This is a genomic window from Helicobacter suis HS1, assembly GCF_026000295.1.
Lineage (GTDB): Bacteria > Campylobacterota > Campylobacteria > Campylobacterales > Helicobacteraceae > Helicobacter > Helicobacter suis.
This window is the reverse complement of the sequence record NZ_AP026769.1, coordinates 1,343,013-1,368,551: the sequence shown is the minus strand read 5'-3', so window position 1 is coordinate 1,368,551 and position 25,539 is coordinate 1,343,013. Positions and strand designations below refer to the sequence as shown.

General features: G+C 39.7%; 28 protein-coding genes. 17 read left to right on the top strand and 11 right to left on the bottom strand.

Annotated features, from left to right (window positions below):
- Window positions 1–16: 16 nt before the first annotated feature.
- Window positions 17–517: a hypothetical protein gene (locus tag OO773_RS07480; RefSeq protein WP_006564510.1), complete on the bottom strand. Its 501-nt coding sequence runs from the start codon at window positions 515–517 to the stop codon at window positions 17–19.
- A 30-nt stretch (window positions 518–547) separates the two neighbouring features.
- Between OO773_RS07480 and OO773_RS07475 the strand changes: the two genes are divergently transcribed.
- On the top strand, window positions 548–1,435 hold the full coding sequence (locus OO773_RS07475) for an aspartate carbamoyltransferase catalytic subunit (RefSeq protein ID WP_006564511.1): 888 nt from the start codon (window positions 548–550) through the stop codon (window positions 1,433–1,435).
- Here the strand turns inward: OO773_RS07475 and OO773_RS07470 are convergent.
- From OO773_RS07470 to OO773_RS07455, 4 genes are read right to left on the bottom strand one after another with little or no spacing between them, the layout of a single operon-like run.
- On the bottom strand, window positions 1,427–2,347 hold the full coding sequence (locus OO773_RS07470) for a transaldolase (RefSeq protein ID WP_006564512.1): 921 nt from the start codon (window positions 2,345–2,347) through the stop codon (window positions 1,427–1,429). The genes OO773_RS07475 and OO773_RS07470 overlap by 9 nt on opposite strands.
- Complete coding sequence (locus tag OO773_RS07465) at window positions 2,344–3,684, bottom strand: UDP-N-acetylmuramoyl-L-alanyl-D-glutamate--2,6-diaminopimelate ligase (RefSeq protein ID WP_006564513.1); 1,341 nt, start codon at window positions 3,682–3,684, stop codon at window positions 2,344–2,346. The genes OO773_RS07470 and OO773_RS07465 overlap by 4 nt, the downstream gene beginning before the upstream one ends.
- Entirely contained in the window at window positions 3,681–4,301 is a 621-nt protein-coding gene (locus OO773_RS07460; RefSeq protein WP_176485295.1) for a histidine kinase, read from the bottom strand. Before OO773_RS07460 ends, OO773_RS07465 begins: the two co-directional genes overlap by 4 nt.
- 14 nt (window positions 4,302–4,315) lie before the next feature.
- On the bottom strand, window positions 4,316–4,585 hold the full coding sequence (locus OO773_RS07455) for a NifU family protein (protein ID WP_006564515.1): 270 nt from the start codon (window positions 4,583–4,585) through the stop codon (window positions 4,316–4,318).
- Window positions 4,586–4,708: 123 nt separating this feature from the next.
- On the opposite strand from OO773_RS07455, the gene OO773_RS07450 reads away from it, so the two are divergent.
- From OO773_RS07450 to OO773_RS07415, 8 genes are all read left to right on the top strand, one after another.
- Window positions 4,709–6,310: an inorganic phosphate transporter gene (locus OO773_RS07450; protein WP_040499208.1), complete on the top strand. Its 1,602-nt coding sequence runs from the start codon at window positions 4,709–4,711 to the stop codon at window positions 6,308–6,310.
- Window positions 6,311–6,384: 74 nt separating this feature from the next.
- Window positions 6,385–7,671: a hemolysin family protein gene (locus tag OO773_RS07445; protein WP_176485297.1), complete on the top strand. Its 1,287-nt coding sequence runs from the start codon at window positions 6,385–6,387 to the stop codon at window positions 7,669–7,671.
- Window positions 7,672–7,703: 32 nt separating this feature from the next.
- Window positions 7,704–9,179 (top strand): TolC family protein, encoded by a 1,476-nt coding sequence (locus tag OO773_RS07440; protein ID WP_232088010.1) that lies wholly within the window; start codon window positions 7,704–7,706, stop codon window positions 9,177–9,179.
- A gap of 8 nt (window positions 9,180–9,187) precedes the next feature.
- Window positions 9,188–10,177: an HlyD family secretion protein gene (locus OO773_RS07435; RefSeq protein ID WP_040499209.1), complete on the top strand. Its 990-nt coding sequence runs from the start codon at window positions 9,188–9,190 to the stop codon at window positions 10,175–10,177.
- A 1-nt stretch (window position 10,178) separates the two neighbouring features.
- Window positions 10,179–11,231 (top strand): ABC transporter permease, encoded by a 1,053-nt coding sequence (locus OO773_RS07430; protein ID WP_232087275.1) that lies wholly within the window; start codon window positions 10,179–10,181, stop codon window positions 11,229–11,231.
- Window positions 11,228–12,334 (top strand): ABC transporter permease, encoded by a 1,107-nt coding sequence (locus OO773_RS07425; protein ID WP_006564521.1) that lies wholly within the window; start codon window positions 11,228–11,230, stop codon window positions 12,332–12,334. Before OO773_RS07430 ends, OO773_RS07425 begins: the two co-directional genes overlap by 4 nt.
- Window positions 12,327–13,016 carry an AzlC family ABC transporter permease gene (locus OO773_RS07420; RefSeq protein WP_006564522.1) on the top strand — a complete coding sequence of 230 codons (690 nt, stop codon included), beginning with the start codon at window positions 12,327–12,329 and terminating at the stop codon, window positions 13,014–13,016. The genes OO773_RS07425 and OO773_RS07420 overlap by 8 nt, the downstream gene beginning before the upstream one ends.
- Window positions 13,017–13,020: 4 nt before the next feature.
- A complete protein-coding gene (locus OO773_RS07415) occupies window positions 13,021–13,350 on the top strand; it encodes a branched-chain amino acid transporter permease (protein WP_264828513.1) in 330 nt (109 codons plus the stop codon).
- Between the two features lie 240 nt (window positions 13,351–13,590).
- Here the strand turns inward: OO773_RS07415 and OO773_RS07410 are convergent, their stop codons facing one another.
- On the bottom strand, window positions 13,591–13,995 hold the full coding sequence (locus OO773_RS07410) for a hypothetical protein (protein ID WP_264828512.1): 405 nt from the start codon (window positions 13,993–13,995) through the stop codon (window positions 13,591–13,593).
- Between the two features lie 133 nt (window positions 13,996–14,128).
- Between OO773_RS07410 and OO773_RS07405 the strand changes: the two genes are divergently transcribed.
- Genes OO773_RS07405 through OO773_RS07390 form a run of 4 tightly spaced genes read left to right on the top strand, consistent with a single transcriptional unit; the run spans window position 14,129 to window position 17,475 of the window.
- Entirely contained in the window at window positions 14,129–15,235 is a 1,107-nt protein-coding gene (locus OO773_RS07405) for an MlaE family lipid ABC transporter permease subunit (protein WP_006564061.1), read from the top strand.
- A complete protein-coding gene (locus tag OO773_RS07400) occupies window positions 15,228–16,016 on the top strand; it encodes an ABC transporter ATP-binding protein (RefSeq protein WP_006564062.1) in 789 nt (262 codons plus the stop codon). The genes OO773_RS07405 and OO773_RS07400 overlap by 8 nt, the downstream gene beginning before the upstream one ends.
- Window positions 16,001–16,876, top strand: coding sequence for an MlaD family protein (locus tag OO773_RS07395; RefSeq protein WP_006564063.1), 876 nt, complete (start codon window positions 16,001–16,003; stop codon window positions 16,874–16,876). The genes OO773_RS07400 and OO773_RS07395 overlap by 16 nt, the downstream gene beginning before the upstream one ends.
- Window positions 16,873–17,475 (top strand): hypothetical protein, encoded by a 603-nt coding sequence (locus OO773_RS07390; protein ID WP_006564064.1) that lies wholly within the window; start codon window positions 16,873–16,875, stop codon window positions 17,473–17,475. Before OO773_RS07395 ends, OO773_RS07390 begins: the two co-directional genes overlap by 4 nt.
- On the opposite strand, the gene OO773_RS07385 is transcribed toward OO773_RS07390, so the two are convergent.
- Window positions 17,465–18,691, bottom strand: coding sequence for a sensor histidine kinase (locus tag OO773_RS07385; protein ID WP_167531091.1), 1,227 nt, complete (start codon window positions 18,689–18,691; stop codon window positions 17,465–17,467). The two genes, OO773_RS07390 and OO773_RS07385, sit on opposite strands and share 11 nt — an antisense overlap.
- On the bottom strand, window positions 18,688–19,335 hold the full coding sequence (gene crdR / locus OO773_RS07380) for a copper response regulator transcription factor CrdR (RefSeq protein WP_006564066.1): 648 nt from the start codon (window positions 19,333–19,335) through the stop codon (window positions 18,688–18,690). Before crdR ends, OO773_RS07385 begins: the two co-directional genes overlap by 4 nt.
- A gap of 86 nt (window positions 19,336–19,421) precedes the next feature.
- Here crdR and hypE point away from each other — a divergent pair, with 86 nt between their 5' ends.
- The 3 genes from hypE (at window position 19,422) to OO773_RS07365 (ending at window position 22,162) form a co-directional block, all read left to right on the top strand.
- The gene (hypE, locus tag OO773_RS07375; protein ID WP_006564067.1) at window positions 19,422–20,420 is read left to right on the top strand and encodes a hydrogenase expression/formation protein HypE; all 999 of its coding nucleotides are present in this window, start codon (window positions 19,422–19,424) and stop codon (window positions 20,418–20,420) included.
- 320 nt (window positions 20,421–20,740) lie between these two features.
- Window positions 20,741–21,079, top strand: a complete 339-nt coding sequence (locus tag OO773_RS07370) for a hypothetical protein (protein ID WP_050782190.1) — start codon at window positions 20,741–20,743, stop codon at window positions 21,077–21,079.
- Between the two features lie 108 nt (window positions 21,080–21,187).
- Entirely contained in the window at window positions 21,188–22,162 is a 975-nt protein-coding gene (locus tag OO773_RS07365) for a zinc-dependent alcohol dehydrogenase family protein (protein WP_040499118.1), read from the top strand.
- A gap of 45 nt (window positions 22,163–22,207) precedes the next feature.
- On the opposite strand, the gene pdxA is transcribed toward OO773_RS07365, so the two are convergent.
- The 3 genes from pdxA to OO773_RS07350 are packed head-to-tail and all read right to left on the bottom strand — an operon-like array spanning window position 22,208 to window position 24,853.
- On the bottom strand, window positions 22,208–23,131 hold the full coding sequence (pdxA, locus tag OO773_RS07360) for a 4-hydroxythreonine-4-phosphate dehydrogenase (RefSeq protein WP_006564069.1): 924 nt from the start codon (window positions 23,129–23,131) through the stop codon (window positions 22,208–22,210).
- Entirely contained in the window at window positions 23,121–23,903 is a 783-nt protein-coding gene (locus OO773_RS07355) for a pyridoxine 5'-phosphate synthase (protein WP_006564070.1), read from the bottom strand. The genes pdxA and OO773_RS07355 overlap by 11 nt, the downstream gene beginning before the upstream one ends.
- On the bottom strand, window positions 23,894–24,853 hold the full coding sequence (locus tag OO773_RS07350; protein WP_264828511.1) for a glycosyltransferase family 4 protein: 960 nt from the start codon (window positions 24,851–24,853) through the stop codon (window positions 23,894–23,896). The genes OO773_RS07355 and OO773_RS07350 overlap by 10 nt, the downstream gene beginning before the upstream one ends.
- Before the next feature lie 73 nt (window positions 24,854–24,926).
- Between OO773_RS07350 and OO773_RS07345 the strand changes: the two genes are divergently transcribed.
- Window positions 24,927–25,520 (top strand): phosphatase PAP2 family protein, encoded by a 594-nt coding sequence (locus tag OO773_RS07345; RefSeq protein WP_275450095.1) that lies wholly within the window; start codon window positions 24,927–24,929, stop codon window positions 25,518–25,520.
- Window positions 25,521–25,539: the final 19 nt, after the last annotated feature.

The following is a 25,539-nucleotide window of genomic DNA, read 5'->3' as shown; positions in this document are numbered from 1 at the left end:
TTGTTACTCTTACAGGCTAAAATTTAAGTGTGGGTGCGCTGTAGGCAAAATTAAAAGTAATCGTCCCTAAACCTTCCAAATCCATTTCTAATTTGGCTTCCTCTTGAGAGAGGTAATCTAACTTAGGGAAGGCAACTAAATACGCTTTGGCGTATTTGTTGGTGGTGTAAAATATCGAGTCAAATTCATCTTTACTAATTGGCCGTACCCACATGGGTGTGTAGCTATTTTTCAGAGCATAGAGTTTATAAGTCATCACATCATTTTCAAAAACACTAGAATCTTGGGCAAATATCTCAATAAAGAAAAATTCGCGTTGGTGATAGGATGCGTGGTCTACTTCGTTTAAATGGGTTGCAAACACACTCACTACAGGGCGTAGATTTTTGATAATCTCGCCTTTTCTAGTGGCTTGGGTGCGTTTTTCAGCTAGAAATCCGGGCATATAAGCTGTATCTATGCGGTTAGTACAACCCGCAAGAAAAACTAGTAAGCCTAAAATAAACAAAGCTCGCATGCTATAATTTTAACATCTTTGTTATAAGCGATGCCCATGCTAAAACACCTCATCAGCACAAAAGACCTAAACAATGCACAGGTTCTAACACTTTTAAAACGCGCCAACACTCTATTAGATCAAAATCTACAAGGCGCGCTTTCTCTAGGAAATAAAGTTATTTTGGCGCTTTTTTTTGAACACTCCACCCGTACCATTGCTAGTTTTCAAACTGCAAGTTGCCGTTTAAATGCCCATTTTAATGTCTTTAATGTACAGAGTAGTTCTACTAAAAAGGGCGAAACTTTATTAGACACTCTTTTAAATTTGCAAGCCATGCAAGTAGATTTAATCATCACCCGCCACCATTACTCTAGTGCAGCCCTCTTTTTTGCTAAACACCTCACATGTGCGCTCATTAATGCCGGTAGTGGCTCTCTAGCCCACCCCACCCAAGCGCTTTTAGATTTACTCACCCTTTATAACCACTTTAAAGGGAATTTAAAGGGCAAAAAAATAGCCATTGTAGGCGATATAAAAAACTCGCGGGTGGCCAATAGCAACATGGAATTATTGCCCCGCTTTGGATTAGAAATTATGCTTGTCTCTCCGCCTCATTTTCTCCCACAAACCTCTTTTGCACACACCCACAATTTAAACGAAGCTTTAAAAGAAGTAGATATTGTGATGTGTTTGCGCACCCAAACTGAACGGCATTCTTTACAAACCTATGGCTCTTTACAAGACTATGCGTATCACTATTGCCTTAAGGCCTCTATGTTACAAGATAAAGAGATCATCATTCTACACCCCGGCCCCGTACACCACAATATTGATATTGAGGATAAATTACTCAATGATTCGCGCTGTAAAATCTTGCAACAGGTTAAGTTAGGCGTTGCTATACGCATGGCTTTAATAGAATCTATGCTAGGCTAGTGATTTAAGTAATTCCTCAAAGGCGCTTTTAAAAGCACTCAAACCCTCATCTAAAAGTTGTTTATAGGCTAAATTTAAATTTTGTAGATTGATTTCTTCTTTTTTGATAAAGGGGGAGCTAGGGCTATTATAATAGGCATCTAGCGCATCTAGTGGGGCGGTGCTAATGCTATGCTCTAGTTTAAGAGCTTGGAGGTAGTAATCTTTGGGTAGGGTTAAATCTTTAACCCCTGTGCTAGCAAAAAGCGGATAGATTTGATCACTTACGGCGCGCACTTTATCATAACAAGCTAAGGCATTAGCAATCCCTACTTGGTTTTTTAAATGCGCCTGCGAAGCAGAAAGTTTATGATTGGCTAGAGTATCGATCCTAGAGACAAAAATACTCACAACAGCCGTCTTTGTTTTTAAAAGCGCTAGGGTACAATCTTGTGCCTGTTTGGGATCAAATACTAAAGTCGCATTTAAAGGGATATTGTGGCTTGCTAGATGTTGCATTATCTCTAAGCCAGATTGTGTGGCCGGTACTTTAATCATCACATTAGGCATATTGATTCGTTTAAATAAAGAAAGGGCTTCTTTAATACTTGCCTGTACTTGATCAGCTAAAAAAGGATCAATCTCTAAACTAATATAGCCCGTAGCCTTATTTTGTTCCCATAAAGGAAGTAAAATTTGAGCGCACCTTTTAATATCTGTAATCACTAAATTTTCATAAATATCCTTAGCCGTACTTTTAGTACTCTTAAGCTTAGCAATGTCTCCTCTATAGGCGGGTTTACTAAGGGCTTTGGCAAATAAAACCGGGTTAGAAGTTGCGCCAAAAACATGCCGCTTTTCTACAAGGGTTAAAAATTGATCCTCTAAAAAACTGCGTTCAATAAAATCACACCACAAATAACAATCTTTCATAGACCTCGATCCTTAAAATAAGTTTTAACAACCTCTGTATCATCAAAAGGGATAGTTTTATCACCAATGATTTGTACACTTTCATCACCCTTACCCAAAATGAGTAAAATCTCATCGCTTTTAAGTTCTTGCAGAGCCAAACAAATTGCCTTGTAGCGATCGATCTCTAAAATCACCTTGTCGCGTTTTTCTACAGCAATGCCCACTAAAATATCTTGCATAATAGCCATTGGCTCCTCATAGCGCGGGTTATCAGAGGTGATATAGACTTTAGAGGCGTATTTGCAAGCAATTGCTCCCATTAAGGGGCGTTTGCTTTTATCGCGATTGCCCCCCGCTCCAAAAAGGGCTTTGATCTTTCTTGTCTTAAAGCTATTAAAAATTTGTTCAAATCCATCAGCAGTATGGGCAAAATCTACAATCACTAAAGGCTGCTCATGCACCACTTCCATACGCCCCTTTACCCCTAGGAAATGTGGGATTAAATCACAAAGTGTTTTGAGAGATTTTTTAGTTAATAGTTTGACACATAAAATTCCAGCTAAGAGATTATAAAGATTATGCCTTCCTACAAGAGGCGAGTATAATAAGCCCTCTTCAAATTCAGAATTTTGATAACGGCCGGGTTTTTCAGTAAAACAAATATGCGCACTCAGACCCTGCAAACTATAGGCATTCACGCTTAAATGGGTTTTATGTTCAATGGCATAGCCATAGGCATTTTTAGGGTTAAAGCGCACAAAGGCATCATCGCGGTTAATGATTTTTAAACTCTCATCGCTTAAAAATGCATTTTTCACGCGGCGATACTCTTCTAAGTTGCCATGGTAGTCTAAATGATCGCTAGTGATATTTGTAATCACTTTGGCGCTAAAATCTAACCCCAAAATGCGCTCTTGATTAATGGCATGAGAACTCACCTCCATCACAAAATAATGCGCCCCTCTATTTGTGGCTTGTTCTATATTGGCATAGACTTCTAAGAGGCTAGGTGTGGTCAAACCCTTTTGTTTTAAACAAGAATCGTTGAAAAAAAACCCCCGCGTGCCTAAGAGCGCACATGAATAACCCAAATCTAAAAGCAAGGAATAAATCAAACTAGCCGTTGTGGTTTTTCCATTAGTACCCGTAATGCCAATGATTCTAACATCTGTATTAAAATATTTTTTAAGCTCTTTAGCATGGATACAAGGCACGCGGTGCTCTTGTAAATATTGCTGTACAAATCGCGTATTAGTGGGGGTTTGTACTAATAAGGTATCTTGATCTAATTCTCTTGTATCATCGCTAAGATGTGTAAAACACCGCCCAATCTGGATTTCTTTAGAAATTTTCACTTCTTGTGTGCTTTTGGGGATTGTTTTTCTAGCATGAGAGCTTTTTGTAAAATGGCAGAAATTCTTGAGTCATACCATAAAAGTTCGCGCATGTTTTCAATGTAAGAAATAGACATGTCATAAAAGGCATTTTCAACCAAACTGTCTAAAAACTCGTAAAAATCCTCCCTTTTATCAAAGATCACCTTCGTGCTAAACATGAGATTTTCAAACACTTCTTTAAAATCCTTACCCACACACATAGCTTTAAAATCTGCGTATAAAATTCCGTCTAAACCTTCTGTTTTGAGTTGGTTTTCCTCCCCAAAAGCCTGAGCCATTCTGCTTAAACTCTCATCAAAGGAAGAAATAAGGTCTAGGATTTGGTGTTGGATACTGATTTTGTGACGGCGCGGTTGGGAATCTAGTAAATTTTTATAAAGCTCGTAAAAACTATGGGCTTCTTTTGGAAAATCTAAAGCAATATCGCTAAGAAGTAGCCCAATCTTGGCATGGCCATCTGTGGAGTCTAAAAATAACGCCTGCCCAAACAAAAAAATAGCTCTAAAATACTGCTTTTGTAAAAAAGCCTCATAACCCTGCGCATTGAGCGTCCGCTTTTTCGGGTCATTGGTCATAAATCCGGTAACCTTTAAGAAAAAAGTCGCGCATATTGTTCCTTAGAGACATGTACAACCTCCATATCTGGGTGGATTTCCTCTTGCAAACAACGCTCAATGCCAAATTTAAGGGTGTTAGCACTGCTAGAACAACCCTTACATGCCCCCTCTAAACTCACATAAACCTTAGCCTCTTTAATCCCTAAAAGCACCACATCACCCCCGTCTCTAAGCAGCACAGGGCGGATTTTTTCTAAAGCCCTTTGTACAGGTTTTTGTAATTCTTGATCGCTAAATACCATTTTGCGCCTCCATTAAGAAGTCTTATTATAACTTATAACCCTAAAAATGCCAATGGATAGTAACTACAACTAGGGTTAATTTAAGCATTTTTTAGAGATTTTTGTATTAAAATAAGCCCCTCAATGAAATCCAAAAGCGCTACTTCATTCCAAAAAGCCTTTAGAAAACTCCAGCGCGACAATGTCAAGATCACTTTAGCCATTGTCTTTGTCGTAATTATCGCCGGTATGGCGCTTTTCTTCGGGCATGCCAATTTACACATGCCTTTATTAGCTTTAGCCACCGTTGTAGGCGGTTACATGGCAATGAATATTGGCGCTAATGATGTGGCTAATAATGTAGGTCCCTTAGTGGGTTCACAAACCATTACTCTAAGCATGGCTATTTTAATTGCGGCTATTTGTGAGGTATTAGGGGCGGTGCTAGCTGGTTCTGAGGTAGTACAAAGCATTAAGGGTAAAATCATCAATCCAGCTCATATCCAAAGTACTACGGTGTTTGTAGGTATGATGTTCTCTGCTTTGCTTTCCGGAGCAATTTGGTTACACCTAGCTACAGCCATTGGCGCACCTGTATCTACCACACACTCCATTGTAGGTGGGATTTTAGGGGCAGGTCTAGTAGCTGGAGGCTTAGGGGCTGTTAACTGGTCTTTTTTAGGGGGGATTGTAGGCAGTTGGATTATTTCTCCTTTAATGGGCGGGGGAATTGCTATGGGCTTATTGGTGCTTTTTAAATACATCTTAAGCGATAGGGAGGATAAAAAGGCGGCTGCTTTAAAATCCATGTCTGCAATTGTTGGGGGAATGGGGTTATCTTTTAGCTGGTTTATGCTGGCCAAAGTATTACATTTGACTTTAGCAATGTGGCAGGAATTAGGTTTAAGTGTGGGGGTGGGTTTTCTGGCTTATATAGGTTTTAGAAGTTATGTTAAGAAAAAATTACCCAGTTTAGAAAACACAAGAGAGAGCATACATACCCTTTTTACTTGGCCTTTAATTTTTAGCGCAGCCCTTTTAAGTTTTGCTCATGGAACCAATGATGTAGCCAATGCCGTAGGCCCTCTAGCCGCCATTGTACAAAGCCTGCAAGAGTGGGGTAACCATGCCATTCCTACTAAAGCCTATGCGCCTGCATGGATTATGCTCATTGGTGGGCTAGGGATTGCTACAGGTTTGAGTTTATATGGGCCAAGGCTGATTAAAACCGTGGGTAGTGAGATCACGGAGTTAGATAAAATGCAGGCCTTTTGTATTGCTATGGCCACAGTGGTTACGGTTTTATTAGCCTCTAAATTAGGTCTTCCTGTAAGCTCTACACACATCACTATCGGGGCGGTTTTTGGAGTGGGTTTTTTACGCGAATTCTTACAAAAGCGTTTGTTTGAGATGAAACAGATGATCTTAGACGCCCACCACGGAGAAGATGAAGCGGTTGTTAAAAATTTCTTAGATCGTTTTGAAAAAGCCAATCCCAGACAAAAAAAAGAGATGTTAGCCTATCTTAAGGCCTTGCAAAAAGAAAACAATACCCTAGAGTATACGGTGGGTCTGAGTAAAAAGGAGCGCAAATCTCTTAAAAAGGCTTATAAAAGCGAGTTAGTGAAGCGTTCTGTGATCAAAAAGATCATCACGGCATGGCTAGTTACCGTGCCTATCTCGGCATTGTTAGGTGCTTTAGGGTATTATTTAGTAGATTTTTTTAGAATTGTAGAAAGGCTATAGTTTTTATAGTTGCCACCGTTATTAAATCTACCCTAAAATTTTAAGGAGAGCGATTGGATTACGAACCGATTTTGATGTTCACCCTTGCGCTCCTTTTGATTTTGCTTAATGCATTTTTTGTTCTTTCAGAATTTGCAATTGTAAAGGTTAGGCGCTCCAAATTAGAGGAATTGAGTTTGCAGAATAATAAAAACGCTGTTTTGGCTTTAAAAATCAATGCTTCAATCAACACTTACCTAAGCGCTACCCAACTAGGCGTAACCCTCTCTTCTCTGGGTTTAGGTTGGCTAGGCGAACCAGCCATTGCCCATTTTATCACCCTCTTTATCCAAAAATGGGTGCGCTTTGAAAGTTTACACGGGATAATCCATGGGATAAGCGTTGTGATCGCCTTTAGTTTGATTACGCTTTTACATGTGATTTTAGGTGAAATTGTACCTAAATCTATTGCCATTGTGCGCTCAGAAAGTGTTGTACTTTGGATTGCTAGGCCTTTGCATGCGTTTTGGTTGGTTTCTTACCCCATTGTTAATCTCTTTGATTTTTTAGCTAGACTTGTTTTAAAACCCTTTAGCATTGAACCAGAACAAACCACCGCCCATTCTGAGGAGGAGATTAAAATCATTGTAGGGGAGAGCTTGCGCGGAGGGGTGATTGATTATGTGGAGGAGGAGATCATTAAAAACGCGGTGGATTTTTCAGACACCAGCGCTAAAGAGATCATGACTCCGCGTAATGATATGGTGTGTTTAGATGTACAACACTCTTATGAGGAAAACATGCGTACTATTCTGAAACACCCCTTTACCCGTTATCCTTGCTGTGAGGAACATAAAGACAATATTTTAGGTATGGTACATATCAGAGATATTTTATCTGTTTCTCTAGCCGATCAAAAAGAGCCGGATTTGCGTTGCATGTTAAAAGAAATGCTAATTGTGCCAGAAAGTGCCTCTATTTCACAAATTTTAATTAAAATGAATCAACAGCAGCGGCATACCGCCCTTGTGGTAGATGAATACGGGGGGACTTCTGGATTACTCACGATGGATGATATTATTGAGGAAATTATGGGTAATATTTATGAAGAACACGATCTGAGTAAAGAAGGGATTAAAAGATTAGACGAACACACTTTTGAATGCGATGGTATGGTAGACTTAGAGGATATTGAAGAGCTTTTAGGATTTCGCTTTGATCAGAATTATAAACAAGTAACTTTGGGGGGGTATGTTTTTAGTTTGCTAGAGCGCTTGCCTGAAGTAGGCGATGTGGTAGGCGATGCAAAATGCATTTTTGAAGTACTAGATATGGACAAGGCACGCATTAGAAAACTTAAGCTTATGAAGAAGGATATTTGATGCGGTTGAAAGGGATACAATGGATTATGTGTATGGGGTTATTAGTTGGATTAATGCAAGCAATACCTTCGGAGGGAAAGAGTACAACAGATTTTAATACGCTTGAGACGATTAAATCCTCTCCAAAAGTGTTTTCAGACCACCCTTCGCTAATCTCTCTTAAACAGGCTTGGGGGATTGTGCTGGCTAATTATGAGGGGATTAAAGCCCAAGATTATGCCGAGAAAAAGGCTAAAAAATTAAGTACAGCGGCTAAACTTTCTTTTTTACCCGAAATTGATTTAAGCGCCTTTTATGTCCATTTGGGTAAACAAATTGAAATTTCTCCTTTAAATGCCAATACTCAAGGGCAAATTAGAAATTTAGCCGGAGGGGCGGAGCGTTTTTTAAATAACCCAGCCTTAGCTCAGGGTATGGGGGGCATGGTCAATACTCTTACCCAACCCTTTTTATTTTCAAAACAAAATATTGTCATGGGGGCTTTGAGTATCATTTATCCACTCTACATGGGCGGAGCACGGTTTTATATGAGTAAACTAGCCTCTTTAGCGCATAAAGAATCTGTGGAAGTTTCAAGACTTAAAAGGCTTTCTACTTTCCAAGAGTTGGTTAAAATTTACTATGGTTTGGTACTAGATATGGAAGTTTTAGATGTGCTTAAAGGCGTAGAACAAGGGCATTTAAAACATTACCAAAACGCCCTTAAACGCCAAAGGGCTGGACAGATTGCTAAAGTAGAGGTGTTGAGTGCTTCAGTGGCTTATGAAAAAAGCAAGATTAAAACCATGCAGGCCAGAGACGCGCTAGAAGTAGCAGCCTTAGCTTTTAATACCATTTTATCTAGCCAAAGCATGCCCGTCTCACAAGCTCATTTTGCCCCCACAGCCCATTTAAATATCCGTTTAAAAGCCCTGCCTAATCTTAGTTTTTTTGTACAAGAAACCCTAAATTCCTACCCCGTTCTTAGAAGCCTAGCGATTAAAAAACAAAGCGCACACCAAATGACTAATTTACAAGTTTCTAAATTCCTACCCCACTTTAATTTCTTTGGAGCTTACTTGATGAAAGAAAATAATTCCATGTTTATGAATATGATTCCTGAATGGTTTGTGGGTGTGGGGGCAAGACTACCCATTTTAACCCCCAATGGCCGCATCATGCACTACCAAGCAGCTAAAATTGATGAGTTACAAACCGCAGCTTTACAAAGCCAAGCCAAAAAGGATATGGAGCTTTTAGTACACAAGACTTATTTACAGTGCCAAGCGCTATTTAAAGAGTATAAAAGTTTAGACTCTAGCATTGCATTAGCTAAGGAAAATTTAAAACTCCAAGAGGAGGCTTTTAATCAGGGAATGGGCACAAATGCTTCAGTAGTAGATGCGCGCAATTCCTTAGCCGGGATTTTAGTAGAACAAAAAACCAGTGCCTTTAAATACATCAGTGCCCTTGTGGATTTAATGGTACTCAGTGATCACACCGACTTATTTTATGACTTTGTTTATTAAGGATAGCCATGAAGTCATCTAAAACACCTGTTATTTTGGCCGGTTTTATCGCACTAGGGATTTTATTTTGGCTTTTTAAACTCTATTATCAAGCCTATAACCACAAACAACAGCGCTTACAAGGTTTTATTGAGGCAAGAGAATATAGTGTGAGCTCCAAACTAGCCGGACGCGTAGAGAATGTATTAGTCAAAAAGGGAGATTTTATTAAAAAAGGTTCTTTGGTTTTTACCATTAATAGCCCTGAGGCAGAGGCCAAACTTTTACAAGCTAGCTCTAGCCACAAGGCCGCTAAAGCCATGCGTAATGAAGTGTTGCGGGGTACGCGTAGCCAAACGATTCAAAGCGCTAAAGATGTTTATCAAGCGGCTAAAGCCCAAAGCGATTTGGCTGAGGAAACTTATAAACGCATCCAAAGTCTTTATGATAAAGGCGTGGCTAGCTTACAAAAGCGCGATGAGGCTTATGCGGCTTTTCAAAGCGCTTCGTTTAATAAAAGTGCTGCTTATCAACACTATAAACTAGCCCTAGAGGGGGCATCTTCGGATACTAAGATTGCCGCTCAAGAAAAAGAGCAAGCAGCCTTAGGCCAACTTAATGAAGTACAGGCTTTTTTACAAGATAAGAATGCTTATAGCCCCATTGATGGAGAGGTGAGTAATGTTTTGCTTTATAGTGGAGAACTTAGCCCAAAGGGCTTTCCTGTAGTTTTAGTGATAGATACAGCCAATGCTTGGCTTAGCTTGAGCATACCTGAAAAATACCTGAGTCGTTTTGCTGTGGGTTCTACCTTTAAGGGTTATGTGCCGGCTTTAAAAGAAAATGTAGACTTTAAAATCACCCATATTGCCGTGATGGGGGATTTTGCAACTTGGAAAAGTACAAATGCTAGCCAAAGCTATGATATGAAAAGTTTTAATATTGAAGCCACCCCCTTGAAAGATATGCAACATTTACGGGTGGGCATGAGTGTACTTATAGATATTCCGCAAGAATAAAATGTGGGCTAAGTTTTTAAACGATCGCTTTAATTGGGCAATTTGTACCATGCCACTCTTTTTAGGGCTTTTAATGGCATGGATTTTTTACCAGCAAATCCCTACGCGGCTTAATGTGGGGTTAATAGATTTAGATAAAAGCCATTTAAGCCAAGAGATCATTAGTAGCCTAAATGCTAATAGCGCTTTGAATATCAAATATTTTTATAGTAGTTTAAGAGAAGCTAAGCCGGCAATTGCTTCTAAAGAAATTTATGCCGTAGTGGTTTTACCCCATAACTTAGAGCGCCATGTTAAACTAGGGATTAAAACCCCACTAGCTCTTTATTACAATGCTGAATATGTGTTAGTGGGTAAAACCCTTGCTAATGCTTTTTTACAAACCCTAGTTACGATAGATGTAAAACAAGATGTGGCGCGCAATTTAAGTATCCACCATGATCTGCTCATGGCTAAGGCTCTAGCTTTCCCTTTGCATGTCAATTTACACCCCCTCTACAACGAGCATAATAACTATTCTCAATTCTTACTCACCGCTATTTTGCCCTGTATGTGGCAGATATTAGTCGCTCTTGGCATGCTTAATTTTTTACAACACTGCGTACATATCCGAGAAGTTTTAGCAGCTCTAGGGCTTAATACCCTTATTTTTAGCCTTTGGGGTACTTTATTGGTGGCTTATCTTAAACCTTATAATGCGCACTGGGGGGTGTTAGCTCTAGCGGTGGTTTTATTGGTTTTAGGGGTTTCTAGTGTGGTGATGTTTTTCCATGCTCTCATTAAAGACCCAGTACGCATAGCTTCTTTTGTTGCAGCCTATACCGCCCCCTCTTTAGCCTTTGTAGGGGTAACTTATCCGGTAACTAACATGTCTACTTTAGGAGAATTTTGGAGTTCTTTACTCCCCATTAGTTATTTTGTTAAATGCTACATCGCCCTAGCGCATTATCAAGAAGGTTTGCGCTTAGCTTTAAACTCTTTAAGCCAAATGCTCTTTTTCCTACTCTTTTTACCCTTAAGCTTATTGATTCTACAAAAAAAAGGGGTGGCATGATAAAGGCATTGGCTCAAGAATTTAAAGCTATTTTTACTAATTTTGCCGTGCTTTTTATCATCATAGGCGGGCCTTTATTCTATGCCTTTCTCTATCCTCTCCCTTATAAAAACGATATTGTAACCCACCAAAAAATCGCTTTAGTAGATAAAGATCAAAGCTTTTTATCTTACAAACTCACCCAACTACTAGAAGCAACCCAAGAAATGAGTATTGCTTACTTTCCTAGTTCTCTGCAAGAGGCCAAAAAACTTTTAGAAGAAGAAAAAGTCTATGGCATTGTGTTTATCCCCGAGTTTTTTGAAAAGCATGTCTATACCGGTGTACCGGCTAGTGTTGAGCTTTATGCCAATGCTAATTATTTTTTAATTTATGGTGCGATCGCCCAAGCCACTCTAAGTACAATCCAAGACCTGAGCCATAAAATTAAGATAGATAGAGAACGCTTTTTAACTAATCAGTCTGGAGAGCATGAACTCTTTTCCTTACAAACAATTCCTTTATATAACTACTCCTTAGGTTATCTTAACTATGCCCTATCCCATGTTTTGCTCTTTATTTTGCACCAAACCCTTTTAATTGGCACAGGGATTTTAACCACCACCACCCCTAAGTGTTTCCCAAACTTATTAGAATCTTTGAATTTTGTTCTTATCCGTTGTTTTTGTTTTAGCTTTATCTATTTATTCTTAGTCTTGTTGTATTTAGGGGTTCTTTTTACCTATTATGGTATCCACACCCATGCCAACCCTCTAGCGCTACTCATCTTTGCTATGATCTTTATCTTCTCTACAGCTAGCTGTGGGGTGTTATTAGGTACTTTTCTTTCCAAACCCGTCCAAGCCACTCAAATTGTACTTCTTTCTTCTTTGCCCTTAATTTTTATGATGGGCTTTATCTGGCCTGCTGAACTCATGCCCTCTTTTTTACAAATACTTTTACAAGTAGTCCCAGCCACCCATGCTCTCTCAGGCATGGTCATGCTTAATCAAATGGGGGCTAGCTTAAGCATGGTGATCAAACATATTGGCGCTTTAATGGCCATTTCTCTAGTGGCTTTAAGCTGGAGTGCTTGGCGTTTAAGAGGGATTAAACATGCCTAAAAGGGCTTTTTTACTAGCCATTCAAGAAGCTTTCCCGCACACTTTACCTATTTGTCTGGGCTATACACTTATGGGAATTACTTGGGGGATTTTGTGCAAACAAGATGGGCATGGCCTCTTATTTATCTTGGGGGTTAGTTTATTTATCTATGCAGGGGCTGTGCAGTTTATGCTAGTAGCTCTTATGGAAATTAAGGCTAGTTTACTCAATATTTTTTTGCTCGTACTTCTAGTTAATATCCGCCAAATGTGCTATGCCATCTCCATGCTCGAGCCTTTTGCCTCTATGCAAAAAAAACGCATTCTTTACATGGCCCATACCCTAAGCGATGAAACTTTTATGCTTTTAAATCTTATTAAGCCCCAAAAATCTAGTAGCCAAGATTTCATGTTTGCCATTGCCCTACTTAACCATGTATACTGGGTTTTTGGGTGTGTTGCTGGAGGATTACTAGGCGGTAGTTTTAATCTAAATGTGGCGGGCATGTCTTTTATTATGGTGGCTATTTTTGTGGTGATTTTTATAGAACAATGGAAGAGTACAAATCGCCATGCAAGTGCCCTTATTGGTCTATTCTCTAGCATTATCTGTTTTTTACTCTTTGGCAAGGCGCATTTTCTATTGCCTACTTTGATTCTTATGGGGCTTATTTTTCTTTGTTTTAGACGCCAACTTGAGTAAACGCATGGATTTGTATTTATATTTAGCATTAGCCATCACCGGTCTTACAACATATGTTATGAAAGCTTGGCTTTTTGTGTTTTTTAGCGGGAAAAAAAGCGCGCCCATTTTACTTTATTTGGGGCGGGTTTTGGGGAGTGCTGTTGTTAGCATGCTTATTATTTATGGATTAAAAGATAGCCCTTTAAATAGCGCACCTTATGGGCTTAATGAGCTAGTGGCGCTATTAAGTGTGGTGGGGTTACATTTATACTTGCGGATCTTTGTTTTAAGCATTGTGGGAGGAACGGGGGTGTATATGTACTTGGTTCAAAGCGCCATAAAATTAAGATAGATAGAGAACGCTTTTTAACTAATCAGTCTGGAGAGCATGAACTCTTTTCCTTACAAACAATTCCTTTATATAACTACTCCTTAGGTTATCTTAACTATGCCCTATCCCATGTTTTGCTCTTTATTTTGCACCAAACCCTTTTAATTGGCACAGGGATTTTAACCACCACCACCCCTAAGTGTTTCCCAAACTTATTAGAATCTTTGAATTTTGTTCTTATCCGTTGTTTTTGTTTTAGCTTTATCTATTTATTCTTAGGCGGGTTAAACTAAATTCAATAGGAAGAGATAGCCCGGCAGAGACCATTCCAAAAAAAGAATGCGTTCTAGGGTTATTAAACTGCCAATTAGCCTCAGAAGTGGCTAAATCTAGCGCAGCAAAAACCTTAAGCCCTATAGAGTTATTAAAATAGCTTTGAAAACCCCCCTTAAAACTCAATACAATGGGAAAATTCTGTGATGGGCTATTACTCGTACCTGCCTTAATACTAAGAGTGCCAAGCCCCATGCCAAAAAATCCGCCATTTTTAGCCTTGAGTTGCTTTTGTTTGTTATACAAGCTAGTAAATCTGTTTCGCTCTTTAGACAAAGATTTTAGAAGTTTATTAGAATGGCTCTTTGCCCCTAGAAAGCTTAGAGCCAACACAACAACAGCTAGCAACTTAAGCTGTAGAGCAAAGTATGTACCCAATGTTTTATTTTTTCCCGCACTTGTATAATTCTACCATAACATAAACGGCGGTGGATATGTCAGTGTCTCTTACTAAGGGGGGTTTTTTTTGGTAAGTTCTGCCTATATCCAGTCGCGCACCCTTGTTTTACAAGGAAGTTGGGATTTTAAAACTTCTGCGAAAGCTTTAACCCATTTAAAAACCATTCTTAAAGACGCCCCTCCCATAGAAGCCATTGATTTTAAAGGGGTGGCTAGTTTGGATTTTGTGTTTTTAATGTTGCTTTATGATTTATTAGGCCGCCGTAAACCTGAATTTCTCAACCCTAGCGCTTATAATGCAAAAGTCTTAGAAGTGGTAGAAACTTGGATTCGGGCTAATCCTAGCATTTTAAAACAAGAACATGTTTCCCGCGTCTTTATCAACCCTTTAGAAAAATTAGGGCGCGGAGTTGTCTCCTTTTATAACACTTTGCTCAATACTTTTAATTTCTGTGGCATGATTATTTATTATGTAGGTTTGGCCTTTATACGCCCTAAATCTGTATGCTGGACGCCTTTAATCCACCATATCCATGAAAGCGGGTTTAAAGTTTTACCCGTGAGTATTTTAACCGTCTTTGTAGTGGGTTTTGCTATTGCTTTAGAGGGAGCGGTGCAGCTACAAGAACTAGGCTTTCCGATGATGAGTATTGAGATGACGGCTAAACTTGCCCTAAGAGAGATGGGTCCTTTTATTTTAGCACTTGTAGTAGCCGGGCGGAGTGCTTCTAGTTTTACCGCCCAAATTGGGGCTATGAAGATTACAGAAGAATTAGACGCTATGGAAACAATGGGGCTTAACCCTTTTGCTTTTTTAGTTTTACCCAGAGTTGTGGCCTTAGTCATTGCCATGCCCTTATTGGTGTTCTTAGCCGATGCTTTTGCACTCTTAGGAGCGATGATTGCTATTAAATACCAACTAGGGATAGGCTTTGCCCACTATGTTGCGCGCTTGCATGAAAATGTCGGCTTATCGCATTTTTTTATCGGACTCATTAAAGCCCCTTTTTGGGGATTTGCCATTGCTTTAGTGGGTTGTATGCGCGGGTTTGAGGTTAAGGGCAATACAGAATCTATTGGGCAACTCACCACTATTAGCGTGGTCAATTCCTTATTTTGGATCATCTTTTTAGACGCCCTTTTTTCGGTGATCTTTAGTAGACTTGATGTCTAATATCACTTACTCTCAAAAACTCATTGTAGTGGATAATGTCTATAATGCCTATGGGGAGCGCTTGATTCACCGGGGCGTGAGTTTTGAGGTGTTTAAAGGGGAGATATTAGCTATTCTAGGGGGAAGTGGGAGTGGGAAGAGTACCTTACTGCGCAGTTTAATTTTACTTAACCGCCCTATTAAAGGCGTAATTAATGTTTTTGGGACAGATATTTGGAAACTTAAGGATCGCCAAAGAGATCAAATTTTACAGCGTATAGGGGTATTATTCCAATTTGGAGCGCTTTATAGCTCGCTTACGGTTTTAGAAAATGTAGGGGTGATGTTGGAGGAATATAGTTTTTATCCCAAACAAAATATTCTTGAAATTTCTAAAATGTGGCTGGATCGAGTCGGATTAGATCCAAGTGTGTACTATCTATATCCTTATGAACTTAGCGGGGGCATGAAAAAGCGTGTGGGATTAGCCCGTGCTATGGCGACTAATCCTGAGATTTTATTTTTAGACGAACCTACAAGTGGTTTAGACCCCTATTCGGCCGATACATTTGATGAATTGCTTTTATCGCTTAAAGAAGCGTTGCATTTAACCGTGGTGATGATCACCCACGATCTAGACTCGGTTAAAAACACGGTGGATCGTTTTATCATGCTCAAAGACGGGCTAATTGATTTTGATGGTACGTTTAAGGATTTTATTGAGCGCATTAAAACCCACCCCTTAGAAGAGGGTAATTTATTTAATTCCACACGAGGAGAGAAGTTTTGGAAAGGCATGTAAACTACACTCTCATTGGCGGCATTTTCTTAGCTTGCATGGTGTGTATGGTGGTCTTTATTTTATGGCTTGGGCATTTTGATTTAGAAGATAAAGATTATATGGGTTATGTGATGTATACGGATAAAGATTTAAATGGGATAGGGGCTAATACACCCATTAATTATAAAGGGATTCAAATTGGTTCTGTTAGGCATGTGGCTTTTGATAAGGGGCATTTGGGAATGGTGAAGTTAGATTTGCGTATCCAAAGCCGCGTACCCATTCATAAAGACTCTTCATTAAAAGTTGAATCTCAGGGTTTGGTGGGGTTAAAATATTTAAGCCTCATACAAAGCGACTCTAAAGAGTTTTATAGTAAAAATGATAGTGAGCGCGTGCTACGCTACGAACAAAGCTTTTTAGAAAAACTCACCAGTAGCGCGGGGCATATTTCTAATGAAGTCCTCTACATCATTAAAAGCATCGAACAAATTTTAAGCCCCCAAAATATTGATAATATCAGCAAAACCATCGCCTCTATCCAAAAGGTTACGGGGGGACTAGATAATACCCGTTTAGCCCTAGAACGCCTATTAGATAAAGCAACCCAAACAGCAGAACAAGCCACAAAGACGCTAAAAAAAGGCGATGGTTTTCTTGAAAGTGGCCGTACTTTAGCCGAGCATGGCGATCAACTTGTAGTCAACATTAATAAGAAAGTTGAGGATAAACAATATGATTTTAAAACCATGCTCACCCCTTTAATCATGCAAATGGAATTGAGTCTACGCAACATTGATAATTTTGTACAAAAAGGTTCTAGCTTGATTGATAAATTTGATGCCAACCCTTATAAAACAATTTTTGGAGATAGAAAATGAAAAAACACATCGGGTTGGTGTGTTGTTTTTCTGTACTTTTTTCAGGTTGTTTGAATCTTAATCTTAAGCAAATGTTGCCAGATGTGAAAGATTATGATCTTAATACAATAGGGTTTACAACCCCCACTTGTTCTCAAGTCCATGATATAGGCCTTGTTGGGATTCAAAGCGCAGATTTATACGATACTAAACAAATTGTCTTTAAAAATGCGCAGGGGCAAGTTTATTATGCTAAACATACAAAGTTTATTGATCTCCCTAAAAACATGCTTAAAAACATGCTCCTTTTACAAGCAGCCAAACACTGCCTTTTTGTCTCGCGCCCTCCCCACATCACAACCCCCTATGCCACTATCAAATTAGATATTCTCTCCCTTGCCATTTTAGAGCAAAATGGGCAGTATCAAGCACAGCTAGTGCTAGATTATTCTTTAAACACGCCATCAGGTAGCCAGTATAGACGCATCACCCAAAGCCAAACAATCACCGCTAAAGAATCTGATGAGATTTTAGAAATCAAGGCGCTACAGCATGTCAGCCTTAAAGCCATTACTGAAATTTTAGAACAAATCAAAAATTTAGATGAAACTAAGCATTAAGCGGTTTAGTCTGGGCTAAGCTTGGAGGAAAGCACACCTTAAAAGTGTTTTGATAATAGCGCGAGGAGGGGATAGGCTCACTACTAATTTCTAATCTAAGATCGTACCGTTCACAAATCTTATGCACCAGATCCAAACCAATCCCATAACCTTTTTTATGGACATCTAAACGGCTATAGCGTTTTCTAAGGGCTTCTATTTTAGCTGTAGGAATAGCCTGCCCACTATTACACACACTCAAATCTTGATTTAAAACTACTTGAATAAAACCTTGCGGGTGGTTGTATTTGATTGCATTCATGAGTAAATTACTCACTAGAGTAACCATATCCTCCTCGCACGCTTCAAAGGTTTTGGGTTCTAAATGGCCTTTGAGTTCTAATTGGTAAAAGGTAGCCATTTGATCTAAAGAGGCGATTTGCTGGGCTACTAGTGTTTTTAAATCTAAAAGCTGGGTATCTAGGTTTAAATCCTGCGTTGAGATATAAGCAAGGCGGTAGTAGAGGTGAGAAATGCGCTGGGCGCTGGCTAGAATGCCTAAAAGTTTGGGGTTATTCTCTTGTTTAAACAGGGCTTTAGCAGCAATGAGTAAAGCAGCAATAGGGGTGTTTAACTCATGGGCAAGGTCTTGGCTAAAGGCGCTAATGCGCGATCGTTCATCGGCTAAGGGTTTTAAAAATAGCCGTGCTAGAAAGAAAGACATCGCCCCCATACAGATAAACACACCCGAAAAGATCAATAACACGCGCCGGTATAACGATGCAAATAAATGGTGGGGGTGATTTTCCTCTATTAACACTAAATCCACTCCCAAATGCCCAAAAGTTTTATTATCCACCAAATAAAAAGCATCTTTTTGATCTAAAAACAAAGGAAAGGAAGTGGCATGCCCAAAAAAGGCTAGACTTGTAGCGTTACCAAAATTATGGTTATAAAGCACATGGCGCTCTCCATCTAGCAGTACAAAATGCAGATAACTATACCTACGGGCTAGAGTTTTAAAAGGTTCGTCCCAATGGTGCATGTGGGCTTCTATAATGTCTTGGGTGATCTCATTACTCTGGGCTTGCAAACGCACTTGGGTATTTTCTAAAATAAGGCTTTTGGCATTGTGTAAAAATAAAAGCGCGATGAGGGTGATGAGTACAAAGGAAAAACCTAGCAATAGCGCAAAAAAACGCCTTAAAGATTGTTTTTCATACATGTTAAGTTTCATGGAATCCTCAAACAATAGCCTAAACCCTTGATATTCTGGATATGATCCTTACCCAAGAGTTTACGCAAGTTTTTAATATGGCTGCGCAAAGTAGAATCATCTACCTCGTTTTCATAATGCCACACATTAGCCATGATCTGCTCATGCCCTAAGATTTGGTTTTTATGTTTGAGAAAAAATTCTAACAAGCATTTCTCCTTGGGGGTTAAAAAATAGTTTTGATCGGCCTTTTGTAAAACTCCATTTTCATAAAAACAATCTGAATTAATCTGTACTCTAGGGGGGGTTAATAAACGCTCCATGCGTAAATACAATTCCTCTAAATCAAAGGGTTTTTTAAGATAGTCGCTAGCTCCAGCATGGAAAGCCTGCCGCAAAGTTTGCATATCACTGCAGACACTGATAAAAATGGCCGGAGTGGCGATGTTTAAATCCCTTAGAATCTGTAAAATTTGAAAACTATTGCCCTCAGGTACTTGCACATCTAGTAATAATAGATCAAAATGCTGTTGGCTTAAAATATCCATTGCTGGTGTTTTATCATAAGCGCTTACGACTACAAACCCCGCGTGCTTTAAAAATTCCTCTAGCATGCGGTGCAATAAAACATCATCTTCTAAGAGAAAAAGTTTTTTCATCTTTATATTGTAGCATTTTGACTACAAATACACTTGTAAAATTTTTAACAAAAACCACTACAATAACTTAAAAACCATCGCTAGGGAGATTCATGCTAGCACGCGTTGCCTTAAGTTGCGGGAATGGGGGTAAGCAGAGTTTAGAACTCATTGAACAGGTCTTTAAACCTTATTTAGGGGAGTTTTTATGCGCTGATGGAGAAGATGGGGGTGTGTTTAAGGCAGAGGGTGCATGGGCAATGAGTACAGATAGCTTTGTAGTTGATCCACTTATCTTTGCTGGGGGCGATATAGGTAAACTTAGTGTGTGTGGGAGTGTGAATGATGTATGCATGGTAGGATCAAAGCCTACTTATTTGAGTGTGGGTTTTATGTTAGAAGAGGGGCTTGAAATTACACTGTTAGAGCAAATTTTAGCCTCTATGCGCACAGAATTAACATTAGGCAAACTCAAGCTTTTATCCTTAGATACAAAGGTACTACCCAAAAATAGCATGGATAAAATCTTTATTAACACCACCGCACTAGGCCCTACTATTTATCCTAATTTGAGTGCTAAAAATCTTAAAGAGGGGCAGAGTATTATTATTAGCGATTTTATTGGCAGCCACGGGGCCTTGCTCTTTGCTTTGCGCTCTGAGATCCAGCTAGGCGTATCCTTACAAAGCGACTGTAAACAACTTTTCTCTATTTTAAAGCCACTTTTTGCGAGCCAATACCCCATTTATGCCTTGCGCGATGCAACAAGGGGTGGATTAGCTGCTGTACTCAATGAGTGGGCGCGCGCTTCTTTAGTAGATATTGAAATCGAGGAAGCTAGTATTCCAGTATTAGAGGAGGTGCGGGGGGTGTGTGAAATCTTAGGGTTAGAACCCTATGTTTTGGCTAATGAGGGGGTATGTGTACTTAGTGTTGGTAGTGTGCATGCAACTAGTGTATGTGAAATTTTAGCTAAGAGTGGAGCAAACCCGGCCATTATAGGGGCTGTGTGCAAACAAAGCCAAACCCCCCGGGTGTTTTTAAAAAATGCGTGGGGGTCTAGGCGTTATTTAGAAATGCCAGAGGGTGAGTTATTGCCGCGGATTTGTTAAAAGGGGTGGGGTTTTGTATTAATAAAGCGATGAGGGCACAACAATAGATGAGGTTGAAATTTTTGACTCTTTTAAATTGATAGCGTTTAGGATTTTATGCTGGCATTGTGCTCTCTTACTGCAATTTGTGGGCAAAAAGCTTTGTAGCATTGGTCGGGGGTTTGTACGCTTTTTGATATTAAGGGGGTAAGAGAAAAGATTTTGGGGTTTTAAGGGGCTAAGTTTATTTATTTTTTATATTTTTAGGTATGTTAGAACGCCACCTAGAATTTTTAACGGAGGGTCTTATGCCAAAGTTTTCTCCAGTTATGGGGGCACTAATGAGCGCCCTTTTGATTGGCTGTACAACCAAGATTGATAGCATTAATCCAGGCCAGCCTCTTAAAAGCGGCAATGTACATCCTGTTTATGGGCGTGCCTGTAATTATTTTACTTTGCTCTATGGTAAAAGTGGGCTTGCTAGTCTCAGACAAAAGGCCATGGCACAGGTACAGACCCAAGCCAACAGCTATGTGAAGACTTTAGGTAAGAGTAAGTGGGAACTTATCAACACTACCGTAAGTAAAGAGGCTTGGCCATACTTGCCATGGGTTCTCTCTTTGTTCCTTGGCACTAAATGCGTGAAAATAAAGGGCTATGTGCGCCCTAAGGAAAATTAAGCTACTTTTCTAGAATCTAACACTTCTAGATATTTTTAGCGCGCAAAATATAGGTAAAATTACCGGTGCTAGCTTTCAATAAATTTTACAAAAGCAAAGGATTTTAAAATGGGCAAACAAATCCAATTTAACCAAACAGGCGGTTTTGATGTATTAGAAATTGTTGGAGTTGATATACCTGCGCCACAGGTAGATGAAGTACAAGTTGCCTTCCATGCATGGGGGCTTAATTGTGCAGAGATCAAGTATTACAGTGAGCAATATACAAATTCGATTCCTGTTAGGTTGGGTTATGATGGCGCGGGTGTGGTGCGCGCTGTGGGTGAACATGTTAGCCATGTTAAAGTAGGCGATAAGGTGAGTGTGATTTCAGACTTTCTGCTAACTAACACTTATATTGAAGTGGCTAATTTACCTGCCAATGCGGTTATTGAATATTTTGAAAATCTTTCTTTTGAACAAGCAGCAGCTAGCTGGATGGCATTTGTTAAAGCTTATAAGACATTAATTGAGCTGGCTAACTTACAAGCAGGCGAATATGTTGTGTTGAGGATAGCAAGTAGAAGAGTGAGCTTGGCTACTATACAGATTGCTAAAATGCAGGGAGCTACCGTTATTGCGCTTAGCCGTACCCATGCTGAAGGGGATATTTTATTAACAAAAGGGGCGGATTTTGTATTGACCACCCAAGATGACATTACAGTCCGCCTTCTTGAAATCACAAAAGGGCAAGGCGTAGATATGGTGTTTGATCCTTTTTGTGGAGAAGACGCATACGCGATTTTTAGAGCTATGGCTTTAAACGGACGCTACTTTATTTATGCGGCATTAAGCCATGAGGATATGAGCGTTCCTACATCTGAAATTCTTAGCAAAAACCTTACTCTACGCGGTTATGGATTGTCTAGAATCACCGCAGATGCAGGAAGTCTTAAGCGTGCTAAGGCCTATATTTGCGAGGAGTTAGCCAGTGGCAGATTACACCCTGAAATTGATCGTGTGTTTGCCTTTGCAGACATTAGACAAGCCCATGACTATATAGAAAATAGCGCACAAATTGGTAAGGTGGTGCTTACACTTTAAAAAAAGCTAGCTTTGTATTTTTTGTTTAGTAAAAGTAAGGTAGCTTTAAGTAGCAACCAACCACTCAAGCGCGTTTTGATAGCTTTTAATGCTTGCCTTATTTTGATAGGCAATATCAAAGGCACAACCATGATCTACAGAGGCGCGTTTGATAGGCAAATTAAGCGAAACATTGATACTTTGCTCAAAGTAGAGGGCTTTAAGTGGGGTTAACCCTACATCATGATAGAGCGCGACAAAATAGCGGTATTTATCTCTAAAATGAGGGGCAAAGGCACTATCTGCACTAATAGGCCCTAAAAATTTGGGTGTTTTTAAAGACAAATTAGCCTGCTTAATGGCCTCTTGTACTTCTTGATCTTGTGTCCCTATAGCACCTCCATCGCCGCAGTGTGGATCGAGTCCTAAAACTACAATTTGATTGGCCTGTGGGAGGGCATGGCTTAAAGTGATTAAAAATTTGACTAAAGGCTCTCTTTGCACACGCGTACTTACTTGGGCTAAGGGAATATGATCGCTAAAAAGGGCGACCCATAAAGAAGGACAACCTAACATCATAATTGCTTCTTGTTTGTAGCGTTCTCTTAAAATTGCGGTGTGCCCGGGGGCATTAATCCCGGCTAATTGCCATGCTTTTTTATGAATAGGCAGGGTACAAACTCCTTTAACCTCTTTAGTATCCGCTAAATTAAGAGCATGTAGAAAACTGGCATAACTATAAAACCCGCTTTCTGCTTGTATTTTTCCGGGCTCAAGTATTGGAATAGGGGCATTTATTTCTAAACAAGACATGTTTTTAAGTGTATCTGTGTAGCGGTGATTTAACAGTACATTGGCTTTTTCTAGTACTTCTAAATGTACACAATAAAGCGGATCACAAATTTGGCTAATCTGGTGGTGTGTTTTAAGGGCGATCTCAGGGCCTATTCCTTGCACATCGCCAATAGAGATGGCAATCTTAGCGCGCATGTTTGAGTATCTCTTGCATGTCTTTAATGGCGCGCTCTAGCCCCACAATAATAGCCCTAGTCATGATTGCATGCCCGATATTAAGTTCTTTTAAACTTTTAATGCGTGCGATTAAGCTAGCATTAAAATAATTCAAGCCATGCCCAGCGCACATTTCTAAGCCCATCTTTTCCCCTTGTAATGCGCTTTGTTCTAATACATTTAAACTTTGATCTAACATGTTTTTTAAAGCGGCGTTGCTGCTTGGTAAATTTTTAAGGCGGTTTTTATGGTGTTTGAAGTTGGAATAAAGGGTGTTGTATAGATTACTAAATTGACCCGTGTGTAACTCCACCACCCGCACACCTAAATCTAAGGCGCGTTTTAAATTTGTTAAGCCCGGATCTATAAAAAGTGCGACTTCTATTTCTTGATCTAAATAGGTTTGAATGGTCTGGGCTAATTTAGGGTGATTCAAATTAAGCCCCCCTTCTGTGGTGATTTCAGCGCGCTTTTCAGGTACTAAAGTAACTTTAAAGGGGCGTAATTTACAAAGAATTTTGGTGATTTTTGAATCAATGGCGCATTCTACATTAACCGGCATAGGCGCGTGTTTGAGGATACTGCTTAGATCGTCTTCATGGATATGGCGTCGATCTTCTCTTAAATGCAAGGTGATTAGATCCACTCCCGCGTTTTTAGCAATAAAAATGGCCTCTAATACATCGGGTTCGTGGATTTTGCGCGCTTCTCTGAGTGTAGCGATGTGATCAATATTTAAACCTAAACGCATGGGTGTTCCTTATGGTAATTTAAAAGCCACTGATAAAAGAATAAATAAGCGCATACAAATACCCCAATGAGGCTTAAGAGTAAAAGGGGCTGGTGGCGAAAAATAAAACTAATGAGCATAAAGGGTAGATTTAAACCCACCACAACAAGCCCGGTTAGAGCGTTGGAGTTTAGGAGGGTGGTTTTTAAAGATAGGGATTTAAAAATCAAGGTGTGTAGGTGCAGCGCATCGGGTAAAGTGGCCTTTTTGCGCTTATATTTGCGCCTAGCAATAGAAAAAAGTACCTCTGTTACCGGATAAATCATTAAGGCTAATCCAAACCACACGCTAACAACCCCCCTTAAGGCTAAATCCATCAAATGCACCCCACACATTAAGCCTAGAAAATAAGCCCCTCCATCGCCTAAGAAAATATAGCCTTTAGGGAAATTAAGCACCAAAAAGCCTAGTACGCCTAGTAATAATGCTAAAAGGGTATCATTTGGCTCAATCATGTAAAGAATGGCTAAGATCATAGCGCTTAACCCTCCAGCTAGCCCGTTAAAACCATCAATGATATTGATCGCATTAGAAATACCCACTAACATGAACACGCTAAAGGGTAAAGCTAATACAAAGGGTAAACTAAAAAAGGGGGTAAAATGGGTGATTACTAGGTGATCTGTATAAATCACACAAATCACCCCTAAAGCCTGCAATAATAAACGCTTTTTAGGGCTTAAAGACATGCTTAAATCTTCTAAAAACCCACTTAAAAACACAAAAGAGAGGCCTAAGAGTTTTAATAAGGGGAGTTTAAAGCCCACCCCTAGAAAGGCTAAAAAAATCCCAAGCCCTCCAGCGCGCGGGGTTTTCTTGGTGTGAAAACCTTGGGGTTTATTAGCATTATCTACAAATAATGAGCTATATTTTGAAATAAGCACGATTATTAAACCACTTAAAAAACTCACGCATGTCTTTAACACAACCGCGCCTATTTTTTAAAAAGCATTATACCTTAACAAAATGTTATAATAAGCACCCATGCTAAAAAAAATGTCCCGTATTGGATTGGTGTTTTTGTTGTGTACGCGGCTGCTGCAAGCTGAGATTTCAGAAGGGGCTAAGGTTTTAGAGGATATTGGCGATGTGCTGCGTTTAATGCCTATTTTTGTAGGAGTGGTGAGTTTAGGCATGCGCGATTATCGCGGAATGGGAGAGCTAGCGGTAGGGAGTTTAGTAACTCAAGGGGTGATCTATGGGATTAAAAATGCCTTCCAAAGTGCCCATGATAGAGGGGCGCATGTGCCCTTTGCTAAACGGCCGTGTTGTGATAGTTGGCGCGGCATGCCTAGCGGGCATGCAGGCGGGGCATGGAGTGCGGCCGGGTTTGTTTATTATCGCTACGGGTGGAAACCAGCTTTGCCTGTAATTGCTCTAGCTATTCTAACCGATGCAAGCCGCGTAGTCTCTTATGAACACAGCATTTTACAGGTGGTGGTGGGGAGTTTGATTGGTTGGGGTTTTGCTTATTTATTCACTTCAAAATATCGCCGTAACTGGGAACTTTACCCAGAAATTTCTGTGAATGAAAGGGGCAAAACGCGTTATGGGCTGCATTTTCATTACCGCTTTTAGCCAAATATTAATATTGTTT